The sequence below is a fragment of the Brevibacterium sp. Mu109 genome (assembly GCF_900169375.1).
Classification (GTDB): Bacteria; Actinomycetota; Actinomycetes; order Actinomycetales; family Brevibacteriaceae; genus Brevibacterium; species Brevibacterium yomogidense_A.
This window is the reverse complement of record NZ_FXZF01000027.1, coordinates 23,428-41,482: the sequence shown is the minus strand read 5'-3', so window position 1 is coordinate 41,482 and position 18,055 is coordinate 23,428. Positions and strand designations below refer to the sequence as shown.

Annotated in this window: 15 protein-coding genes; 4 read left to right on the top strand and 11 right to left on the bottom strand. The window is 69.5% G+C overall.

What is annotated here, in order from left to right:
• Window positions 1-226 precede the first annotated feature (226 nt).
• The 6 genes from BSP109_RS14025 to BSP109_RS14000 form a co-directional block, all read right to left on the bottom strand.
• Window positions 227-553, bottom strand: coding sequence for a hypothetical protein (locus tag BSP109_RS14025; RefSeq protein ID WP_101601438.1), 327 nt, complete (start codon window positions 551-553; stop codon window positions 227-229).
• A 76-nt stretch (window positions 554-629) separates the two neighbouring features.
• Window positions 630-3,017: an NAD-dependent DNA ligase LigA gene (ligA, locus tag BSP109_RS14020; protein ID WP_101601446.1), complete on the bottom strand. Its 2,388-nt coding sequence runs from the start codon at window positions 3,015-3,017 to the stop codon at window positions 630-632.
• A gap of 70 nt (window positions 3,018-3,087) precedes the next feature.
• Window positions 3,088-4,251 (bottom strand): hypothetical protein, encoded by a 1,164-nt coding sequence (locus tag BSP109_RS14015; protein ID WP_101601436.1) that lies wholly within the window; start codon window positions 4,249-4,251, stop codon window positions 3,088-3,090.
• Between the two features lie 43 nt (window positions 4,252-4,294).
• On the bottom strand, window positions 4,295-6,586 hold the full coding sequence (locus BSP109_RS14010) for a S9 family peptidase (RefSeq protein WP_101601435.1): 2,292 nt from the start codon (window positions 6,584-6,586) through the stop codon (window positions 4,295-4,297).
• Between the two features lie 43 nt (window positions 6,587-6,629).
• The gene (gene mnmA / locus BSP109_RS14005) at window positions 6,630-7,814 is read right to left on the bottom strand and encodes a tRNA 2-thiouridine(34) synthase MnmA (RefSeq protein ID WP_087007791.1); all 1,185 of its coding nucleotides are present in this window, start codon (window positions 7,812-7,814) and stop codon (window positions 6,630-6,632) included.
• Window positions 7,811-9,094 (bottom strand): cysteine desulfurase family protein, encoded by a 1,284-nt coding sequence (locus tag BSP109_RS14000; protein ID WP_087007789.1) that lies wholly within the window; start codon window positions 9,092-9,094, stop codon window positions 7,811-7,813. Before BSP109_RS14000 ends, mnmA begins: the two co-directional genes overlap by 4 nt.
• A 118-nt stretch (window positions 9,095-9,212) precedes the next feature.
• On the opposite strand from BSP109_RS14000, the gene BSP109_RS13995 reads away from it, so the two are divergent.
• A complete protein-coding gene (locus tag BSP109_RS13995; protein WP_101601433.1) occupies window positions 9,213-9,563 on the top strand; it encodes a hypothetical protein in 351 nt (116 codons plus the stop codon).
• A 127-nt stretch (window positions 9,564-9,690) separates the two neighbouring features.
• On the top strand, window positions 9,691-10,203 hold the full coding sequence (locus BSP109_RS13990; protein WP_257944703.1) for a hypothetical protein: 513 nt from the start codon (window positions 9,691-9,693) through the stop codon (window positions 10,201-10,203).
• 104 nt (window positions 10,204-10,307) lie between these two features.
• Here BSP109_RS13990 and BSP109_RS13985 read toward each other — a convergent pair whose 3' ends face one another.
• From BSP109_RS13985 to BSP109_RS13970, 4 genes are all read right to left on the bottom strand, one after another.
• On the bottom strand, window positions 10,308-11,387 hold the full coding sequence (locus tag BSP109_RS13985; protein ID WP_146001170.1) for a hypothetical protein: 1,080 nt from the start codon (window positions 11,385-11,387) through the stop codon (window positions 10,308-10,310).
• Window positions 11,384-12,139 carry a hypothetical protein gene (locus BSP109_RS13980; RefSeq protein ID WP_146001169.1) on the bottom strand — a complete coding sequence of 252 codons (756 nt, stop codon included), beginning with the start codon at window positions 12,137-12,139 and terminating at the stop codon, window positions 11,384-11,386. The genes BSP109_RS13985 and BSP109_RS13980 overlap by 4 nt, the downstream gene beginning before the upstream one ends.
• 10 nt (window positions 12,140-12,149) lie before the next feature.
• The gene (locus tag BSP109_RS13975) at window positions 12,150-13,145 is read right to left on the bottom strand and encodes a tetratricopeptide repeat protein (RefSeq protein WP_101601429.1); all 996 of its coding nucleotides are present in this window, start codon (window positions 13,143-13,145) and stop codon (window positions 12,150-12,152) included.
• Window positions 13,146-13,234: 89 nt separating this feature from the next.
• Window positions 13,235-14,971 carry a hypothetical protein gene (locus tag BSP109_RS13970; protein WP_257944702.1) on the bottom strand — a complete coding sequence of 579 codons (1,737 nt, stop codon included), beginning with the start codon at window positions 14,969-14,971 and terminating at the stop codon, window positions 13,235-13,237.
• Between the two features lie 219 nt (window positions 14,972-15,190).
• On the opposite strand from BSP109_RS13970, the gene orn reads away from it, so the two are divergent.
• Entirely contained in the window at window positions 15,191-15,814 is a 624-nt protein-coding gene (gene orn, locus BSP109_RS13965; protein ID WP_373404780.1) for an oligoribonuclease, read from the top strand.
• 32 nt (window positions 15,815-15,846) lie between these two features.
• Here the strand turns inward: orn and BSP109_RS13960 are convergent, their stop codons facing one another.
• Window positions 15,847-16,773, bottom strand: a complete 927-nt coding sequence (locus tag BSP109_RS13960) for a hypothetical protein (RefSeq protein WP_101601427.1) — start codon at window positions 16,771-16,773, stop codon at window positions 15,847-15,849.
• A 167-nt stretch (window positions 16,774-16,940) separates the two neighbouring features.
• Between BSP109_RS13960 and BSP109_RS13955 the strand changes: the two genes are divergently transcribed.
• Complete coding sequence (locus tag BSP109_RS13955) at window positions 16,941-17,864, top strand: hypothetical protein (protein WP_101601425.1); 924 nt, start codon at window positions 16,941-16,943, stop codon at window positions 17,862-17,864.
• The last annotated feature ends 191 nt before the right edge of the window (window positions 17,865-18,055 follow it).

Here is an 18,055-nt window from a genome sequence, read left to right as displayed (position 1 = left end):
CCGGATCCGACTGGCAGGCGTGGAGGTCGACCACGGAAGAATCTCAGAGTGTCACCGAAGTCCTGAGACATGAACTGTCACCGATGTCCTGATACAGAACTGTCACCGATGTCTCGAGACATCACAGCTGAACCACGAAACCCCAGCTTTCATCAGAACGCACACCAAAGAAGGTGGTTGGTCTGATGAAAGGTGGGGTTTCGTACTTGCAAGGACCGGGCGCCGATCAGGCGATATCGGCAACGCTGACGTCGCCGCGGATATAGCCGCCCAGTTCGTCGCTCACACGTTCGGCGGCATCCCAGGAGATCTCACCGGCAGCCGCGGCGGCTGTGAGCTCCGCGCGCACCCCGGCCACGCGGTCTTCGCGCTCGTCCGCCTCTGCATCCGCCTCGCCATCCGTTCCGGCGCCCTCCGTGGCGATCGACTGCGGTGCGGCCGCGCCGACCTCTGCTTGGGTGTCCCGGACGACGGTCTGACCCAGAGCGGCGGCACCGACGGTCGAGCCGACCGCGAGTGCCGCAGACAGGAGAAGACGGGTCCCGATGTTCATGACCCAAGCTTCCCACGCGAATCTGAAGCCCCGGCAGTATCCGGCTGTGCGACAGCTGAGGATGTGACGCGGAAAGTCACTCGGACGCTGTGGGACCATCCTTCAGCAGCGCCACGAACTGCTCCTCGTCCAGCACCGCGACTCCCAACGACTCCGCCTTCGTGAGCTTCGACCCGGCGTTCGCACCGGCCACCAGGTAGTCGGTCTTCTTCGACACCGATCCGGACGACTTTCCTCCGGCCGCACGGATCGCCTCGGCGATGCCGTCGCGGGTGAAGAGTTCCAGCGATCCGGTCGCGACGATCGTGAGCCCGGCGAGGGTCTGCGCCTGCGCAGCCTCGCTGACCTCGTCCGCGACCTCGGGTTCGATTCCCTCCGCCGAGGCCCCCGCAGCTCCCGCTGCCGCCCCACCGGACGCAGCACCGGACGCCCCACCGGCCGCCGCACCCGTCACCGCGTCATCCATGACGACGCCCGCGGCCAGCCACCGATCGACGATCTCCACATGCCAGTCGACGTCGAACCACTCGTGCAGGCTCTGTGCGATCACCTCGCCCACGCCTTCGATCGCGGCGAGCTCGTCCACCGGTGCGGACCGGACCGCCTCCATCGATCCGAATGCCGCTGCGATCTCCCGCGCCGCCGCAGGACCCACGTGCCGGATCGACAGGGCGACGAGGATCCGCCACAGGGGTGACTGCTTCGCCCGCTCCAACTCCGCGAACAGCGTCTCCGTGTTCTTGCGCAGGCGTGAGGGGAACCTCACCTCACCCTTCTTCGCCTTCGTCTTGTACAGCTCCGGTCGAGTCCAGAAGTAGGGCACGAGCTCGATCCGCTTGTCCCCGTCCGCCCGCACCGTCTGCCACGTCTTCAGGCTGTCCAGGTCCTCCGGCGTCAGGTCGAAGAGGAACGCCTCGGAGGTGAGCGGTGCACGCATCTCGTCGCCCGTCCTCTGCGCGAGACCCGTGTCGGTGTCCCAGTCGAAGTTCCGCACGCCGTCGTACTCGCCGGGAGCCGTCAGGGCGTAGGCCGCCTTCTCCCCCAGCGCCTCGATGTCGAGTGCGGACCGCGACGCGAGGTAGATCACGCGGTTGACCAGCTGGTCGGGGCACGACCGCGCGTTGGGGCAGCGCCTGTCCTTGTCGCCGGCCTTCTGCTCATACAGCGTGGCGCCGCACGCCGGGCACTCCGTGGGCATGACGAAGGCGCGCTCGCTCCCGTCACGCTGGTCGACGACCGGCCCCAGCACCTCGGGGATCACATCTCCGGCCTTCCGGATGACGACGAGGTCTCCGATCAGCACGCCCTTGCGCTCGACCTCGTACCCGTTGTGGAGGGTAGCGCGCTCGACGGTGGAGCCCGCGACCAGCACCGGTTCCATCACCGCGAACGGGGTGACCCGCCCGGTGCGTCCCACCTGCACCTGGATGTCGAGCAGACGGGTTGTGACCTCTTCCGGCGGGTACTTGTATGCGATCGCCCAGCGCGGCGCCCGCGACGTGTACCCCAGCTGCTCCTGTGCGGCGATGTCGTCGACCTTGATGACGACGCCGTCGATCTCGTGCGAGACGGAGTGGCGGTTCTCCCCGTAGTACTCGATGAACTCCTCGACTTCTGCAGCGGACTCGCAGACCCGGTAGTACTCGCTGATCGGCAGGCCCCAGTCGCGCAGCGTCTCGTAGACCTCCGACTGGGCGGCTGGCTCCGGATGCGAATCGTCTGCGGGCGTCCACGCCGCGATGCCGTGGACCAGCATCCGCAGCGGTCTGCGCGCCGTCACGCGCGAGTCCTTCTGCCGCAGGGAGCCCGCCGCCGCGTTCCGCGGATTCGCGAACGGCTTCTGGCCGGATTCGACGAGTCCGGCGTTCAATTCCGCGAACCGCTCGATCGGGAAGAACACCTCGCCGCGGATCTCGACCTCCTGCGGCGGATGCTCCGTCGCGAGCTGCTGCGGCACATCCTCCAGGGTGCGCACGTTCGGGGTGATGTCCTCACCCGTCGTCCCGTCGCCGCGGGTCGCAGCGCGCACCAGGTGCCCATCGCGGTAGAGGAGGTTGACCGCCAGCCCGTCGATCTTGAGCTCCGTGAGCCAGCGCGTGCCTTCCGGCACAGCGTGCCTCTCCCGTGAGAACCACGTGCGCAGCTCGTCGATCGAGAACACGTTGTCCAGCGAGTACATCCGCACCAGGTGCTCGACCGCGTCAAATGTCGTCGTATCGACGGCCCCGCCCACGTGCTGCGTGGGCGAGTCCTCCTTCGCGAGCTCCGGATGGGCCTGCTCGATCTCCTCGAGCTCCGCCACCATCGCGTCGTAGTCCGCGTCCGGGACGGGAGAGGCGTTCTGCTGGTAGTACTGCTCCCGCAGCTCCTCGATGCGCGCAGTGAGCTCGTGGACGCGCTTCGCGAGGCCCGCGGTCTCCGTCACATCAGCCTCGGTGACCTGGTCCGCCACAGGGCCGGCCATCGCCGGCTCAGCCGCCGTGGCATCGGTGTTCGTCGACTCCGTGGTCATCGGTTCGTCTCCTCGCGCTGGGTCACTCCACCTGGTCCGCGAACGCCCGGGCGAGCGCTGCGGCCATCTGCACGTGCGTGCGGCTGCGCGCGGGACCGGCGATCTCCGGCAGCAGCGGGTAGGCGCCGATGGGCAGCTCCTCCCCCGTGAGGATACCGAAGCCGGCGAGCCCTGATCGGCCCATGCCGACCGCCGTCCACGGACGGGCGACAGTCTCGACCCAGCTGCTGACGGCCTCCGGCGCCGAGGCCGCAGTCTCCGGCACCCGCAGCCAGAGTCCCCTGCCCGCCTCGGTCCACTCGGCCAGCCGCTCCCAGCGATTCAGCTGTGCGGCTGCGGCCTCCGTCGCACGGGGCGCCGGGATCGCGAGGTGGTCGATGCCGGCATCGACGGCGAGCTGCGTGTGCGCCACGTCCTTGCCGCTGATCGTCACGGTGTCGGCATCCGGCAGCGACAGGATGGTGCCGGGGCCGGTGCGGGCGACCACGGAGCGCAGAGCGGCGAGGACGTGGGTGTCCGGCACGGCCGGCAGGGTGCGGAACCCGGACACCGTCGGGACGGTGCCGGTGAGGATCGCGTCAAGGTCGTCCTCGACCAGCCGGATCCGGATCCGGTCGAGCGGAGCAGCGCCCGCGGCCTCGGTCTCAGCCGGGACCTCGGGTGCGGCTGCTCCTCCGACGATGCGGTGGATGCGCTCGCGCAGGTCCAGCAGGCCCTGCGCGTACGACTGCACGACGTCCCTGCGGGCGCCCGCATCGCGCAGGACCGGGGACTCGTCGGGCAGGCCCAGGCGGCGCACCAGCGTCCAGGGACCCGGCACGGACACGAGCACGGGCAGGGCGGAGGCCTCCGCGTACTCGCCCAGGGCGTCGAGCGCACGACCGATCCGCGACTGCTCCCGACGAGCGTCCAGGGTGCTGGCCGCGGTGGCCGCGCGACCACCCAGCAGCCGCCATCCCGCCGGTCCGATGTCGACCGGGAGCTCCGGCAGCAGCTGCGCGGCCAGTCCCAGCGCGTCGGCGGCCCAGCGGGTGCCGCCCGCCGCCGGAGCGCTCATGAGAGGGAACGGCAGCAGGCCGGGAGCCTCCGCCGCGAGCGTCGCTCCGCGCGAGACCGCCTCCCGCGGATCCACGTCCGCCCAGACCCCCGTCGTCGCTGCGCGGGGGATCGATGCGCCATCAGTCATGTCGTCCTCTTCATCGTCACTGGAACGTCGTCGGGCGGGTGCGTCAACGGCCGCGCCCCTGCAGACGTGTCGACGGCAGTCCGTGGGGCGTGAAGCCCATGATCTTCGCATAGAAGCCGAACTCCGTGACGAGGGTGTCCGCGATGACCTCGTGCGTCGTGAACCCGTGTCCCTCGTCCTCGTAGAACCGTGCCGCGTAGGGTGTGCCGTTCTCTTCGAGCGCGTCGATGACCCGCTGGGTCTGGGAGGGGAGGACGACCGTGTCGCACTGACCTTGGAAGAGGGCCAGCGGCACGGTCAGCCGGTCCGCTCGGCTGAGCGGCGAGCGCTGATGGTGGAGGTCCTCCGACCCGGGCAGCGGTCCGATGAGGCTCTGGCTGTAGTGCGCCTCGAACCGTGCGGTCCCGCGTGCGAAGTCCAGGGCGTCTGCCACGCCGTAGCGGCTCACGCCGCATGCGAACACGTCCGAGGCCGTCACCGCACCCAGCACGGTCCAGCCTCCCGCAGAGCTACCGCTCACCGCGATCCGGTCACGGTCGGCGAGGCCGGCAGCAGCGAGACCGCGGGCGACCGTCACGACATCGTCGACGTCGTCGATGCCCCACCGGCCGTGGAGCGCGGACCTGTGGTGGCGGCCGAAGCCGGTCGATCCGGTGTGGTTGACGAGTGCGACGCCGATCCCGCGGGAGGTGAAGAACGCCCCGAACGACTGGGCCGACGGCATCGCCTGATCCGTGGGCCCGCCGTGGACGAAGACGACGTACGGCGGACGCTCGTCGTCCGGACCTTCCGTCTGCGGGTTGAACGGCGGATAGACGACCGTGTGGACGGCGTCGAACGACCACAGCTGCGGAGTGGAGAACCAGGGGCTGGTGTCCGTGACGTCGGCCTCGAGTGCGACGGGATGCAGCTCACCGGACGCCACATGGAACGTGTAGAGGCCGGTGACGCGGTCACCGGCGCCTCCGACCAGCAGGGCCGTCGCCGAGTCGTCATCGAAGTCCTGGATGCGCAGCCAGTCCAGGGGGCAACCGAGCTCGTGCTCGGCACCGGTGCGCGGGTCGGCCCACAGCAGCGTCGTACCCGCCGAGCGGCTCTCCGCCAGGATCCGCGTGCCGCGGGAGACGGGCAGGTACCACTGCGACCCCAGCTTCCACAGCGGTCCGCCGATCTCCCCTGTCAGCGTCACGGACTCTCCCATGACCGATGCCGGCGGATCGCTCACGAACTGCGTCTCGCGGAACTCGCGGACGGCGGGCCGCACGCGCACGGTGGACTCTGCAGGTGGGACGCCGGGCTCACCGCACGCGCGCCGATAGGCGGACGGCGCATCGACCGTCACGACGGTCCAGTGCCCTGACGAGTCCTCGCTGAAGGCCAGGTCTTTCCCGGACAGCCATTCGGGCTGCAGCACGGAGACCTCCGGGCCGTGCCAGATCCGGTGGGCGTCGCCGACCGGCTCGAGGGTCCCCGGGTCCAGGGCGGTTGCGAAGAGGCCGGTCTCGCCCCAGGGCATGTGGGGGCTGTCCCAGCCCACCCAGGCGAGCAGGGTCCGATCCGGCGAGAGCCTCGGCCATGCGAGGAAGTCGGCCGGAGCCTCGGCGAGGATCTGTGGTGCTGGGAGCGTGTCTGAGAGCGGGGCGTCGTCTGCCGCACCGGATTCGTCGTCCTCATCGCGGGCGAGGACGACGAGCGCCTGGGTCACGCGATCGTGCTGGGTCACGCGATCGTGCTGGGTCACGCGATCGCCCGGGGTCTCTGGAGAGTGGGGCTCCGGCTTGTGGGGCTCCGTCGTCTGGGGCTCTTGAGTCTGGGGCACCGGAGTGTGGGTCTCCTGCACCGCGAGGACGACGCCCTGGGACACCGTGAGGTCTCCGTATCTGACAGCACCGTCGGTGTCGGGTGTCAGGTGGATGCGGTCGAAGATCGGCCCGCGGGCGCCGGCCGATCGCACAGCGTCGAGCCCTCGGCCGCCGGCGCGGACGATCTGTGCGATCTGGTCCGCCGACAGGGTGCAGATGCGCTGGCTGTCGTTCTCGACGAAGACGAGCCTGCCCGACGTCGGCAGGATCGCCCACGCCCCACCGCCGTATTCGTTCACCCGCGAGGTGACGCTGATATCCAGGCCGGTGATCTGCACGCGTGCAGCGGTGTCGTCCCGCGGAGCCCAGAAGAGCGCCGGTGCACCGTACTGTTCGGGCACGGCCTGGGTGAACCACACGCCGGGCCTGCCGTCGACGGCGCCGAACCGGCCCCGGCCGATCGGCCGCTCGTCCACCGCAGCGGCGACGTCGATCGGTGAGTCCCAGGTGCCGTAGGGGGCCAAGCGCTTCATGTCCCAGTCATACTCGCGATCCGACGTCCTCGTGGAGGTCCGCTCACGCCCGTGCCCGGCTGCGGGCGCGATCGATCGTCGCCTGCCCCAGCACTCGCGACCCTCGGTAGACCACCATCGTCTGGCCAGGAGCGACCCCTTGCAGCGGCTCCTTCACCAGCACCCGCAGCACCTGGCCGGCCGGACGCGGTCGGGGTACGACCGGACCCAGCGGGTCGGCTTCCGCGGCGGGAGCATCCGTGCGCAGCTCGCCCAGCCAGACGCGTGCGGGCACAGGGTCCGCGTGCGCGCGGATCTGCACCTCGCAGTCGATGCCCGAGTCCTCTGTAGCGCCCATGTCCGATGGAGCAGGCCCCGCCCAGGAGGTGCGGATGCCCTCCATCTCGTCGACGGCGAGTGCCTCCCGGGGTCCCACGGTCACGGTGTTGCGTGCGGCGTCGACGCCCAGGACGTAGCGCGGCTGGCCGTCCGCAGCGGGCCGTTCGATGCCCAGCCCCTTGCGCTGGCCGACCGTGTAGGTCGTCGCGCCGTCGTGGTCGCCCAGCACATCGCCGGATTCGTCCTCGATGAGCCCCGGGCGCATCGGGATCTTGTCCGTGAGCCACGCCTTCGTGTCCCCGTCGGGGATGAAGCAGATGTCGTAGGAGTCCGGCTTGTTCGCGACGGGGAACCCGCGCTGCTCGGCCTCCGCCCGCACATCGGCCTTGGACGCGGAGGCGCCGATCGGGAACAGGCAGTGCTCCAGCTGTTCGGGGGTCAGGACACCCAGGACGTAGCTCTGGTCCTTGTTGAGGTCCACGCCGCGGTGCAGCTCCGTGGTGCCGTCGTCTGCCCGGCGGATCTCCGCATAGTGTCCGGTGGCGACTGCGTCGAAGCCCAGGGCGAGCGCGCGGTCCAGCAGTGCGGCGAACTTGATCCGCTCGTTGCAGCGCATGCAGGGGTTCGGTGTGCGGCCGTTCGCGTACTCGGCGATGAAGTCGTCGACGACGTCTTCCTTGAAGCGCTCGGAGAAGTCCCACACGTAGTACGGGATGTCGAGCATGCCCGCGACGATGTGGGCGTCGCGGGAGTCCTCGATGGTGCAGCAGCCCCGCGAACCGGTCCTCAGCGTGCCCGGCATCCGCGAGAGCGCGAGGTGGACGCCCACCACGTCGTGGCCGGCGTCGACGGCACGTGCGGCGGCGACCGCAGAGTCCACTCCTCCGGACATGGCAGCCAGAACCTTCACTGTGCACCTCCCGAATCAGCCCAGCGCGGCGATGCGGACACCATACCCGCCCGGCGTGAACGGTCCACAATCTCGGGCAGTGCGCGCAGGAGTGCGTCGACCTGTTCGCGGGTGGTGTCCGGTCCCAGCGAGAAGCGCTGGGTGGAGCGTGCCTGGTCCTCGTCGAAACCGCACGCCATGAGGACGTGGGACGGGCGTGAGACTCCCGCCTGGCAGGCGGACCCCGTCGAGGTCGCGAAGCCGGCGACGTCGAGCAGGAAGAGGAGCGAGTCTCCCTCGCACCCGGGGAAGACGACATGGAGGTTCGCCGGCAGGCGGCTGGGGCGGGGGTCCTCGTCGCCGGACCGGTCATCGTCGCCGGGGCGGTCATCGTCGCCGGGGCGGGAGTCGTCTCCCTCGAGTCCTGCGCCTGTGAGGATCGCATCGGGGATCTGCTCGCGGATGCCGTCGGCCAGTCTGTCCCTCAGGTCAGCGGTGCGGGAGACCGTGCCGTCCGTGACATGGGAGGCGGCGATCTCTGCGGCGGTCGCGAACGCCGTCGCACCGGCGACGTCGAGCGTGCCGGAGCGGACGCTGCGCTCCTGTCCGCCGCCGTGCAGGATCGGCACGGGCGAGATGCCGCGGGAGAGCACGAGCGCGCCCACCCCCACCGGACCCGCCACCTTGTGCGCGGAGAGGCTCATCGCGTCGACGCCCAATGCGGCGAAGTCCAGGGGGATCTGACCCAATGCCTGCACCGCGTCGGTGTGGACGGGTACCCCGTGCGGATGCGCGAGCGCGACGATCTCCTCGATCGGCTGCACCGTCCCGATCTCGTTGTTCGCGAGCATGACGGAGATCAGGCTCACCGATTCCGGGTCCTCGTCGATCGCCGCCCTCAGTGCCTCGAGATCGACGCGCCCCTGGCGGTCGACCGGCAGCCAGACCACGTCGACGCCGTGGGACTCGAGGTGCTCAGCGGGTTCGAGGATCGCGTGGTGCTCGATCGTGGAGACCAGCAGTCGAGGCCGGTGGGCCCCACCCGCGTTCCGTGCGGCGTGGATGCCCTTGAGCGCGAGGTTGTCCGCCTCCGTCCCCCCGGAGGTGAGGACCACCTCTGCGGGTTCTGCACCGACGGCTGCGGCGATGCGCGCCCGGGCGGACTCCATCCGCATGCGCGCAGACTGACCCTCCGCGTGCAGTGAGGACGGGTTTCCCACGGCACGCAGCTCCCGTGTGTATGCCGCGAGGACCTCCTCATCCAGTGGGGAGGTCGCGGCGAAATCGAAATAGGCTCGCACTGCACAGGAGTGTAACGAAAACGCCTGTGTGCCGGACCCAGTGCCGCCGGGCGGTGGTCGGGACCGGTGGCCGAGGGGCGAGGGCCGCGACCCCGGGCGGCCGCCGTAGAATGTTCGCGTGATTCCGGAACTCACGTACTTCCTCATCGGCTACTCGCTGCTGCTCGCAGTCGTGTCGCTGATCCTCGCCCTGCGCAATCGCGCCGCCGGGCGGTGGACCCTCGTCGGCACAGCACTGCTCCTGGCGATGCTCCTCATCCAGACCGTCGTATCGGTGCTGATGTGGGGACAGTCGCCCAGCACGGACGGGATCCTGTTCTTCGGCTATCTGCTCACGGCGCTGCTGCTCGTCCCACTCGCGGGGGCATGGGCGTACGCGGAGCTCACACGCTGGGGCCCTGCGGTGCTCGCCGCTGCCGGAGGTACGGTCGCGGTCATGATCGAGCGGATGAACCAGATCTGGATGTGAGCCTCGGCGCACATCCGCACGAGGAAGGCCCACGCCATTCGGGCCGGGACACAGAGCGCACGACACAGAGTGCAGCGCCACGACACAGAGTGCAGGGCACAGGACGCGGAGGACTGACAGGATGCACATGACGGACGGGCGGGACGCGGAGCACGAGGCCCCGCGCTCAGCACGAGAGGCACGAGCCGCCGAACGTGCCGACCGCCGTGCCGCCCGCGCCGCGCGATCGCCGTACTCCGCGATCCACACCGGCCCCGGCCGATTCCTCACCGCGGTCTACGGGATACTCGCCTTCGCCGCGATCGGCCGCGTCTCCTACCAGCTGCTGCTGAAGTTCGACGAGGCACCGTTCGCGTACACGCTGTCCGCGCTGTCCGCCGCCGTCTACATCCTCGCCACCGTCTGCCTGGTCATCGGCAGCCGCGCGTCGCACCACATCGCCGTCGCCGCCTGCGTCTTCGAGGGCATCGGCGTCCTGGTCATCGGAACGCTGAGCTTCACGCACCCCGAATACTTCGCACACGACAGCGTGTGGTCCGCATTCGGCGTGGGCTACGGGTTCGTTCCGCTCGTCCTGCCCTTCATCGGCCTGTGGTGGCTGCGACGGGTCCAGCGCAGCGTCGAGGCCCAGAGGGGCTGACGACGGGGCTGCTCACTCCGATGATTGCGCTGAGGTCGTTCCCATCCGTGAGTCACAGTCGATCCCGACCGTGAGCCACGGCCTGCCACGTCCAAGAGCCGCGCTCACTCCGCGGCGTCGTCCCCGCCTTCGTCGCTTCCTGCCTCGTCGTCTCCGCCACCGCCGGAAGTCTCCGACGAGAGCATGTACCAGCCGGGTGAGTAGACCGATGCGGTGTCGCCCTCAGTGGTGATGAGCATCGGCTGGGCGACATCGATCGTGATGACGTCGCCTTCCGAATCACTCGTCATGACGGCTTCGATCTCATCGCCCAGGTCGACGAAGTAGGACTCCGGAACGTTCACCGTGATCGTGCAGCGGGACTCCGCGAAGCTCACTCCGCCGCCCTCCGTCGCGAGTGCGTAGTCCTCCAGCGGCAGGTCCTCGTACGGCGCGCACTCGACGCCCACATCGGAGAAGCCGGTGTCCTCAGCGCCCAGCTCCCCCACGTAGTCGCGGAAGTCCTTGAAGCCGGCTTCCTCGAAGTTCGGTGCCCCCTCAGGGACATCGCCCGTCGTCAGGTACTCGCTCGCCTGGGTGACGACTGCGTCCGCCGCCTCCATGTGCGCATCCGGTGCGAGCTCGACTGCTCCCTGCTGATCGGCGAGGATCGTCGGCTGCGCCTCTGCGGGGACGAACACCGACTCCGCGACCTTCCAGTCCGCGTCGGCCGAATCCCGCGTCGCGAGCATCGCCTCGACGTCATCGGACTCCTCGCCCTCAGGAGTCGCGAACGCCATGAACCACATGGGGTACTCACCGAACATGGGCCCACCCGCGACCACGTCCGTGTAGCTCGATGCGCCGAGCGTCGTGCCGGTCTGCTCGGCGATGAGCATCTCCGCCCGCGTCCTCTCGAGCAGCGGTCCTGTCTGCAGCGGCTCCAGCGCGCCCGGCTCCTCGCCCAGCGCCTGGTCCAGGCTCTCCGCATAGTTCGTGAGGAAGCTGCCGGCGTCGCCGGAGCGCACGGCGGGGCGCTCGTACGGGGTCAGCTCCGGACGTGAGGGCTGAGGGATGTCCGCGCAGGCGCTCAGTGCCAGACCGGTCACCAGGCCACCGGCGACGACGGTCGCCATCCGCCTCACTCCGCGCCGACGCAGGAATCGGCCCACGGAACGTGATCCGGCCATGTCGCGCTCAGTCACACCGCACCTCCAGTCGTACCGCGAGCCGCAGAGCCCGTACCGGGACCGGCGCTCGGAACCGCGGCAGTACCCGCGCGCTCGGCCTTCGTCCCAGCACGGCCCGGACGCTGTCCGGATCGTGCACCGGAACGCGGCCTGGGTCGCGGCCGGAAGCGGCCGAACCACCAGCGCAGCAGGTAGAACGCGCCGACTCCCAGGAGGGCGACCGCGCCGGCGAAGCCTGCGATCGAGAGTCCGAGTACCTCGTGCACATCCATCGACAATGTCACCTGGGCGTCCGCGAGGCTCCCGTCCTCTGCAGCGGGAGTGACGACGATCACCTGCGGTGCGGCCTCGAGATCGAAGGTGTGGCTCACGGTCGTGCCGGTGTCCGTGTGCGTCCACCAATCGCGGGAGTCCGGTGGATTGACGGGTGCCGGATCCCCGGCCACGGTCCGGTGGATCGCGGTCTCAGGGAATTCGACGTCCGTGATCTCCTCATGGGCGACGCCCGTGAGGTAGTCATCGGCGTCCACACCGTTCGCAGTGCCGATGAACAGCTCCTGGTCCGATTCGACCGTGAGCGTCGCATCGGTCTTGTCGAACGGCACGATCGCCTGGTCGAGCACGAGTGCATACGCTTCGTCCCCCACTGCGAAGGGTTCCGTCTCAGTCACTTCGCCCGTGCCGACGACGGACAGCGCGGATGCGGACAGCGCCCCGACGACGAGTCCGCCCGCAGTGCAGAGCAGGCCGATGGCCACACGGATCATCGCAGACGCCTCAGAACAGTGCCCGCATCAGCCGGCCACGGGCCTTGACGACCCGGGAGTCCTCAGCGCCCACCACCTCGAACAGATCGAGCAGGCGCAGGCGCAGGCGCTCCTTGTCATCGGGAGCGGCTGTCGGCAGCAGGCCCAGCAGACGGGAGAACGCCGCCTCCGGGTCACCCTGGGCCACTTCGACGTCGGCCGCCTGCAGCGCGGCATCGATGTCCTTGGGAGCGTCGGACGCCGCCGCGAGGACAGTGGCGGGGTCCAGGTCCTTCGTCCGCTTGAGCATCGCCACGCGCACCAGGCCGAGCTTGGCCTCCGCGTCCGCCGGTGCCTCTGCGAGCGCAGCGCGGTAGATCGCCTCCGCACCGTCGAAGTCGCCGGATTCGAGCGCGGAGAGTGCTTCGGGGTGTGCAGGGCCCGGTTCCGGCGCTTCAGCACCGTCGAGCGGGACAGCCGTCTTCGTCATGCCCTGCTGGCCCGCGACCTCGATGACCTGGTCGAACACCTGACGGATCTGCTGCTCCGGCTGGGCGCCCTGGAACAGCGGCGCGGGCTGGCCCTTGAGGAGCGCGACGACCGTGGGGATCGACTGCACCTGGAAGGCCTGCTGGATGCGCGGGTTCGCGTCGACGTCGATCTTCGCGAGCACCACCTGGCCGCCGTACGATTCGACGACGCGTTCGAGGATGGGGCTCAGCTGCTTGCACGGTTCGCACCATTCGGCCCAGAGGTCGATGATGACCGGCACCTCGTTCGACAGTGCGACGAGATCCTCGAACTGCGCTTCGTCGATGTCGAAGACGAGCCCCGGCACTCCCACTGCGTTCGGTGGAAGCGACCCGCCTGCAGGCGCTGCGCCTGCTCCGGCGGCCGGATCCCCGGAAGGTGCGTTCCGCGACCGGACAGCCGAGAGGTCGAGGCCCTGCTGGCCCGGCTGACTCTGCTGGCCCGAGTGTTCCGGGTGTCCTGCGTGTGCAGTGTTGTCGTGCGGTGACTGTGTCACGTGTGTCTCTCCTCTGAGCTGGTCGTGAGGTGGACGTGTCGTCGTGCGGCTGCTGGTCGTGCGGCTGCTGGTCTGCGGCGTTCCCGCCGTCAGTCGCTGCCCACCGTCGCACCGGTGAAGACCTCGTTCACGCCCACCAGTCGGATCGGATCCTCTTCGCCGGCGGGGACCACCCATGTCGCGACGACCATACTGGTCTGCGTGAGGTCCTCGGTCGTCTCCGTCGCACCGATCACGTCCGCGGCGGGCGAGGGGATGGTGAGCGTGCCGGTGGTCGATTCGGTGCTGTCCGGCGAGATCGTGGATTCGGCTTCGACCACTCCGGTGACCACGGCGCTGCCATCCGCCGCCTCCATCGCGGTGAGCTGCGAATCGTCACCGGCATAGGAGAAGGAGACGTCCGCGCCTCCGGACTCCAGCTCCTCCCTCTGCGACGCCTGATTCGAGCGCACCCGGCTTGAGAATGCGTCTTCCTCGAACGCCTCAGCGTTCTCCGCGTCCTCGCCCTGCGACAGGAGGTCGGCGTAGGCCGCCGGCACTTCGTTCGGGGGCAGTCGGTGGCCGCCCGCCTCCGGGTCGAGGAGTGCGGAGCCTTCACGGGGGTCCGCGATCTCCGGGATCTCCGCACCCGGCTGGAGCACCGTCTGCGACCACACCGTGTAATCGGCGCGGGCATCGGACTGGGTCAGGACCAGAAGCTGCGTCTGCTCGATCTCCGTGTCCTGGACGATCGCGGACGTGGCGCGGGGCCACGCATCGGTCGCCGCTGTGAAGTTGATGACCACTTCGCCATCCGCGATGCCCGGGGGCAGTTCGAAGTCCTCGGAGGCGTCCTTGACGTCGTACGCGGCGGTCCGCTGCTCGAGGAACGGCCCTGATGCGCGCTCTTCGAGTGCCTCCGCATCCAGCTCCTCATCCGCTCCGGACACTGTGGTCCGCGCATCGTCGAGGATGGAGGCGATCTGGTCGTCCGTCACCGCGGGTCCCGCTTCGGTGGGTGCCGGTTCCGGGTCCGGCTGCGGCAGTTCCGCGGGACCGCAGCCTGCCAGTGCGATGACGGGGACGATCGCGAAGGCGGAGCCCGTCTCCGCGAGCTTGCGGCGACGCTGCTGTCGCGCAGTCCGACGCTCCTTGTCGCGCTTGGCGCTGCGGAGTGACATGAAGCCCACCCCCAGGCCGATCAGCACGATCACGCCGCCGCCGATCATGAGGGGGACGGCCCACGGGGTCGCCGTGTCGTTCGGCCACGTGATCGAGACCTCTGCGGCAGCGGGCTGCTCTCCGTCCGTGCCGATGACGAATGCCGTGCGGCCGGCGTCCTCGTCGAAGTCCCAGGACACAGTGCCCTCGCCTGATTCCGTGGCCTCCCACAGGTCCGCACCGCCCGGGGCGGGGACCGTGGCGAGCTCTTCGGGGTCCGGTTCTGCGGCCTCGTCAGCGGCGGCCTCGTCAGCGGGAGCATCGGTCGGGCCGGCCTCGGGAGCGCCTTCGCCGCCGGTCAGGGTGCGCGCCTCGAGCGAGTTCTCCTCCGCCAGCCCCACGATCCGCGTGACGTCCGATGCGCCCACCCAGAAGTCCGCGTTCTCCTTCGTGGTCCGGGAGATCGTGATCTCCTGGTCCGGTTCGGTCGCGGTCGCGGTGAGCGTCGCGGGGGTGTCATAGAGGTTGAGCACGCCGGGTTCGACTACGGCGACGGGACCGGGCCCGTCGAGCTGCACGGAGGCAGTCCTCGTGTCGTCGGGTGCCCACACCGTCTTCTGCAGGACACCGAATGTCCCCGTGATCAGCCCGATCACGATGATCACGGCAGGCAGCACGTAGCGCACGCTGGTCCCTTCGTCGGCGGCGGAAGCTCGGTCAGAGTCTTCCCTGAAACATACCGAGTCTAGCGAACCGCATGGACGCGGGATTCGAACCGTGCGGTCAGGAACCTTTCGCGGTCCGATCAGGACGTGGCGTCGACCACGGTCTCGCGCTGAGCACCTGCGGCAACGGCTTAGGATCAGAGCATGGCTGCAGAGAGAATCGTCTGGATCGACTGCGAGATGACCGGTCTGGACCTGGACGTCGACGAACTCGTCGAAGTCGCCGTGATCATCACGGACTTCGACCTCAACCCACTGGACGACGGCATCGACATCGTCATCCGCCCCTCCGAGCGGGCGCTTGAGAACATGGGCGACTTCGTCACGAAGATGCACACGACCTCGGGGCTCATCACGGAGCTGGACGGCGGCACGACGGTGGAGGACGCGCAGGCGCAGGTGCTCGCCTACATCCGCACGCACGTCCCGACTGCCGGGAAGGCGCCGCTGGGCGGCAACTCCGTCGGCACAGACAAGGCGTTCCTGGTCAAGCAGATGCCGGAGGTCGTCGACCACCTGCACTACCGGATCCTCGACGTCTCCTCCATCAAGGAGCTGGCCCGCCGGTGGCACCCCCGCGCGTACTTCCAGTCGCCGGAGAAGACGGGCGGCCACCGCGCGCTGGGCGACATCCAGGACTCGATCCGGGAGCTCGCCTACTACAGGCGAGCGGTCTTCCGGGAGAAGGAGCCGACGTCCGCCGAGGCCCGGGCCATCGCCGCCGAGGTCGTCGCCGCCTATGCGCCCGACACGGGTGACGCTGGCAATCCGGGCGACACCGGTGACGCGGCAGAGAAGGACTGACCCACTCGCGGAGGGTTGAGCCGCTCGAGCCGTCAGCTCTTCGCGTCGCTCCCGTGGCCGAACAGCTTGGACGGGAGGACGCCGGAGCCCAGCACGAGCTTCACGACGACCTTCGCGTCATCCGCGAGCGCGGACAGCGCGTCGTCGGTGAGCACATCCCAGGCAGAGGCGACAGCAGCGTCCGTGCGCGTCTCGGCGTCCTCCTTGAGGGCTGCGCCGGCGTCCGTCAGGTGAGCATCGTCACCGGAGGAGGTGAGCAGTCCGCGCGTCTGCAGGGCTTCCGCCGTCTCGCGCCATTCCTCCTCCGACCATCCTCGGGTCTTCCGCATGGACCAGGGGTAGAAGGAGCGGCCTGTCGCGCTGTCGAGCACGATCGCCTCGAGGCCGCTGAGACCGACCGTCACGAGTGCCGCGATGTGCGCATCGCCCCGGTGCTCCCGCAGGAGGGTGATCGCCGCCCACAGGTCGACTGCGGACTGCAGGGTCGGATCCGCGGCACGGGCGCCTGTGAGTGCAGGGACGTGAGCCGCGAAGAGTGGCCGTCCGCTCAGCGACTGCGCGTCCAGGACGGGCCGCAGGCGCTCGAGGATCTTCGTCGCCAGCGAGTCGAAGCCCGCGCGGTCCATGCCAGAGGCGGTGGCGGCGTCGGATGCGAGGATCTGGGCGCTCATCGCCTCGACGCCGGCGATCCGAGCTGCGGTGATGTCCGCGGGCCGGAGGGATTCCCACACGGCGGGGACGTGGGTGCTGACGTAGGCCGGGGCGTAGTTGAAGAACGTCGCGACGACCAGTTCCGCTGAAGGAGTGCCGAGAGATGCGGATCTCTGTGCGAGGTAGTGTGCCTCGGCGGGGACGCCCGCACTCGTGAGCGCCTCCGTCATGGTGGGTGCGAAGTACGAGGCGGAGTGGAGCGTGTCCAGGCGCTTCGTGGCTGAACGGATGAGTGAGGTGCGTGTCATGATTCGACCCTAGCGGCACCGTGTGACCCACGTCATGCGCTGACCGCTTGCTGGACAGGTGCATCACCCGCCGGCCGCGCAGCAGGACAGCGGCCACGCAGCAGATCAGCAGGACAGAATCCACCCGACCCGGCGCGGACCACCCGCCCGAGCAGGAGCACCACAGCATGCAGAGAGCCACGATCTCCGTCTCCGAGGGACGCTTCCCCGAAGCTCGTTTCGGCAGCCGCCGCATCATGGAGCCGTCCATCGGTTACGCGATCGCCCGTCTCAGGGCACAGGCACGGGAGCTCGGCACCGGGATCCTCGTCGAGGTCGACGACAGGGGCACGCGCCTCTCCCTCACGATCGACGCGGAGGGGCGACTGCACACACCGTCCGAAGAGTGGGCGCAGGCAGGCGCACCGGCGGAGGAGCGGTCGGATGCGTCTGCCTCCACGCAGGCCCTCCCCGATGCGCCGGACGCACACGCCGCAGCCCGGCGGCCAGGTCCCTCGTCACGTCTCGCGTCGGGTGCCACGTCACGTTCCGCGTCAGCACCCGCGTCGGGCGTCGCATCAGATGTCGCGTCGGGGCCGGCCCCGGGTGTCGCGCGCGAAAGGATCGGCCACGGGGATGCACCCCAGGATCAGCGCCGGACGTTCACCCAGGACTGGCGCCCCGCACCGGCGATGACAGCCACGGAAGACCGAGGGCGACCCGGCATCCGGGACCCGCGCAGCGGCTCGCACGGAGCCAGCCGGCCCGAAAGCGCAACATCCGAACAGGATCCGCATGGATTCCGTTCGACTCTTGAGCACTCGAACCACGCACTCGCTCTCGCACCACACCCCGCGCCGAATCCCACACAGACCACGAATCCCACTCAGACACGGTCCGGCACGGAGGCGCCCACACGGTCCAGCTCAGCGACATCGATGCAGCCGAGCTCCGAGACCGTCGCTCAGCCCAGCTCGGAGACGCCGGCGCAGCCCGGTGCGCAGACACCGGTGGAGCCCGGTGCGCAGCCGCGGCTCGCCTGCACAGGAATCATCGCGACGCTCGTCGTGGCGGCACTCGCACTCTGCGGCGCGGGCCTCTTCCTCTTCTGATCGCGTTCACCCGGCCTGCGCAGTCGCGAAGTCGGCCCCCTGCCCAGCTGCAGACCCAGCTCAACCGCAGGTCCAGCCCCGTCGCCGCCGCAGCATCGGCCCCTCCACTACTGCAGGGCCAGCCCAACCGCAGGTCCAGCTCCGCATCCCCCGCTGCATCAACCCCGTCAACGATGCAAAGCAGGCCACCC

What these genes read in the sequence shown, in the direction of transcription:
- BSP109_RS14025 (WP_101601438.1), bottom strand. Translation starts at nt 553, where the DNA reads ATGAACATCGGGACCCGTCTTCTCCTGTCTGCGGCACTCGCGGTCGGC.
- ligA (WP_101601446.1), bottom strand. Translation starts at nt 3,017, where the DNA reads ATGGCCGGCCCTGTGGCGGACCAGGTCACCGAGGCTGATGTGACGGAG.
- BSP109_RS14015 (WP_101601436.1), bottom strand. Translation starts at nt 4,251, where the DNA reads ATGACTGATGGCGCATCGATCCCCCGCGCAGCGACGACGGGGGTCTGG.
- BSP109_RS14010 (WP_101601435.1), bottom strand. Translation starts at nt 6,586, where the DNA reads ATGAAGCGCTTGGCCCCCTACGGCACCTGGGACTCACCGATCGACGTC.
- BSP109_RS13990 (WP_257944703.1), top strand. Translation starts at nt 9,691, where the DNA reads ATGACGGACGGGCGGGACGCGGAGCACGAGGCCCCGCGCTCAGCACGA.
- BSP109_RS13980 (WP_146001169.1), bottom strand. Translation starts at nt 12,139, where the DNA reads ATGATCCGTGTGGCCATCGGCCTGCTCTGCACTGCGGGCGGACTCGTC.
- orn (WP_373404780.1), top strand. Translation starts at nt 15,191, where the DNA reads ATGACCGGTCTGGACCTGGACGTCGACGAACTCGTCGAAGTCGCCGTG.
- BSP109_RS13960 (WP_101601427.1), bottom strand. Translation starts at nt 16,773, where the DNA reads ATGACACGCACCTCACTCATCCGTTCAGCCACGAAGCGCCTGGACACG.
- BSP109_RS13955 (WP_101601425.1), top strand. Translation starts at nt 16,941, where the DNA reads ATGCAGAGAGCCACGATCTCCGTCTCCGAGGGACGCTTCCCCGAAGCT.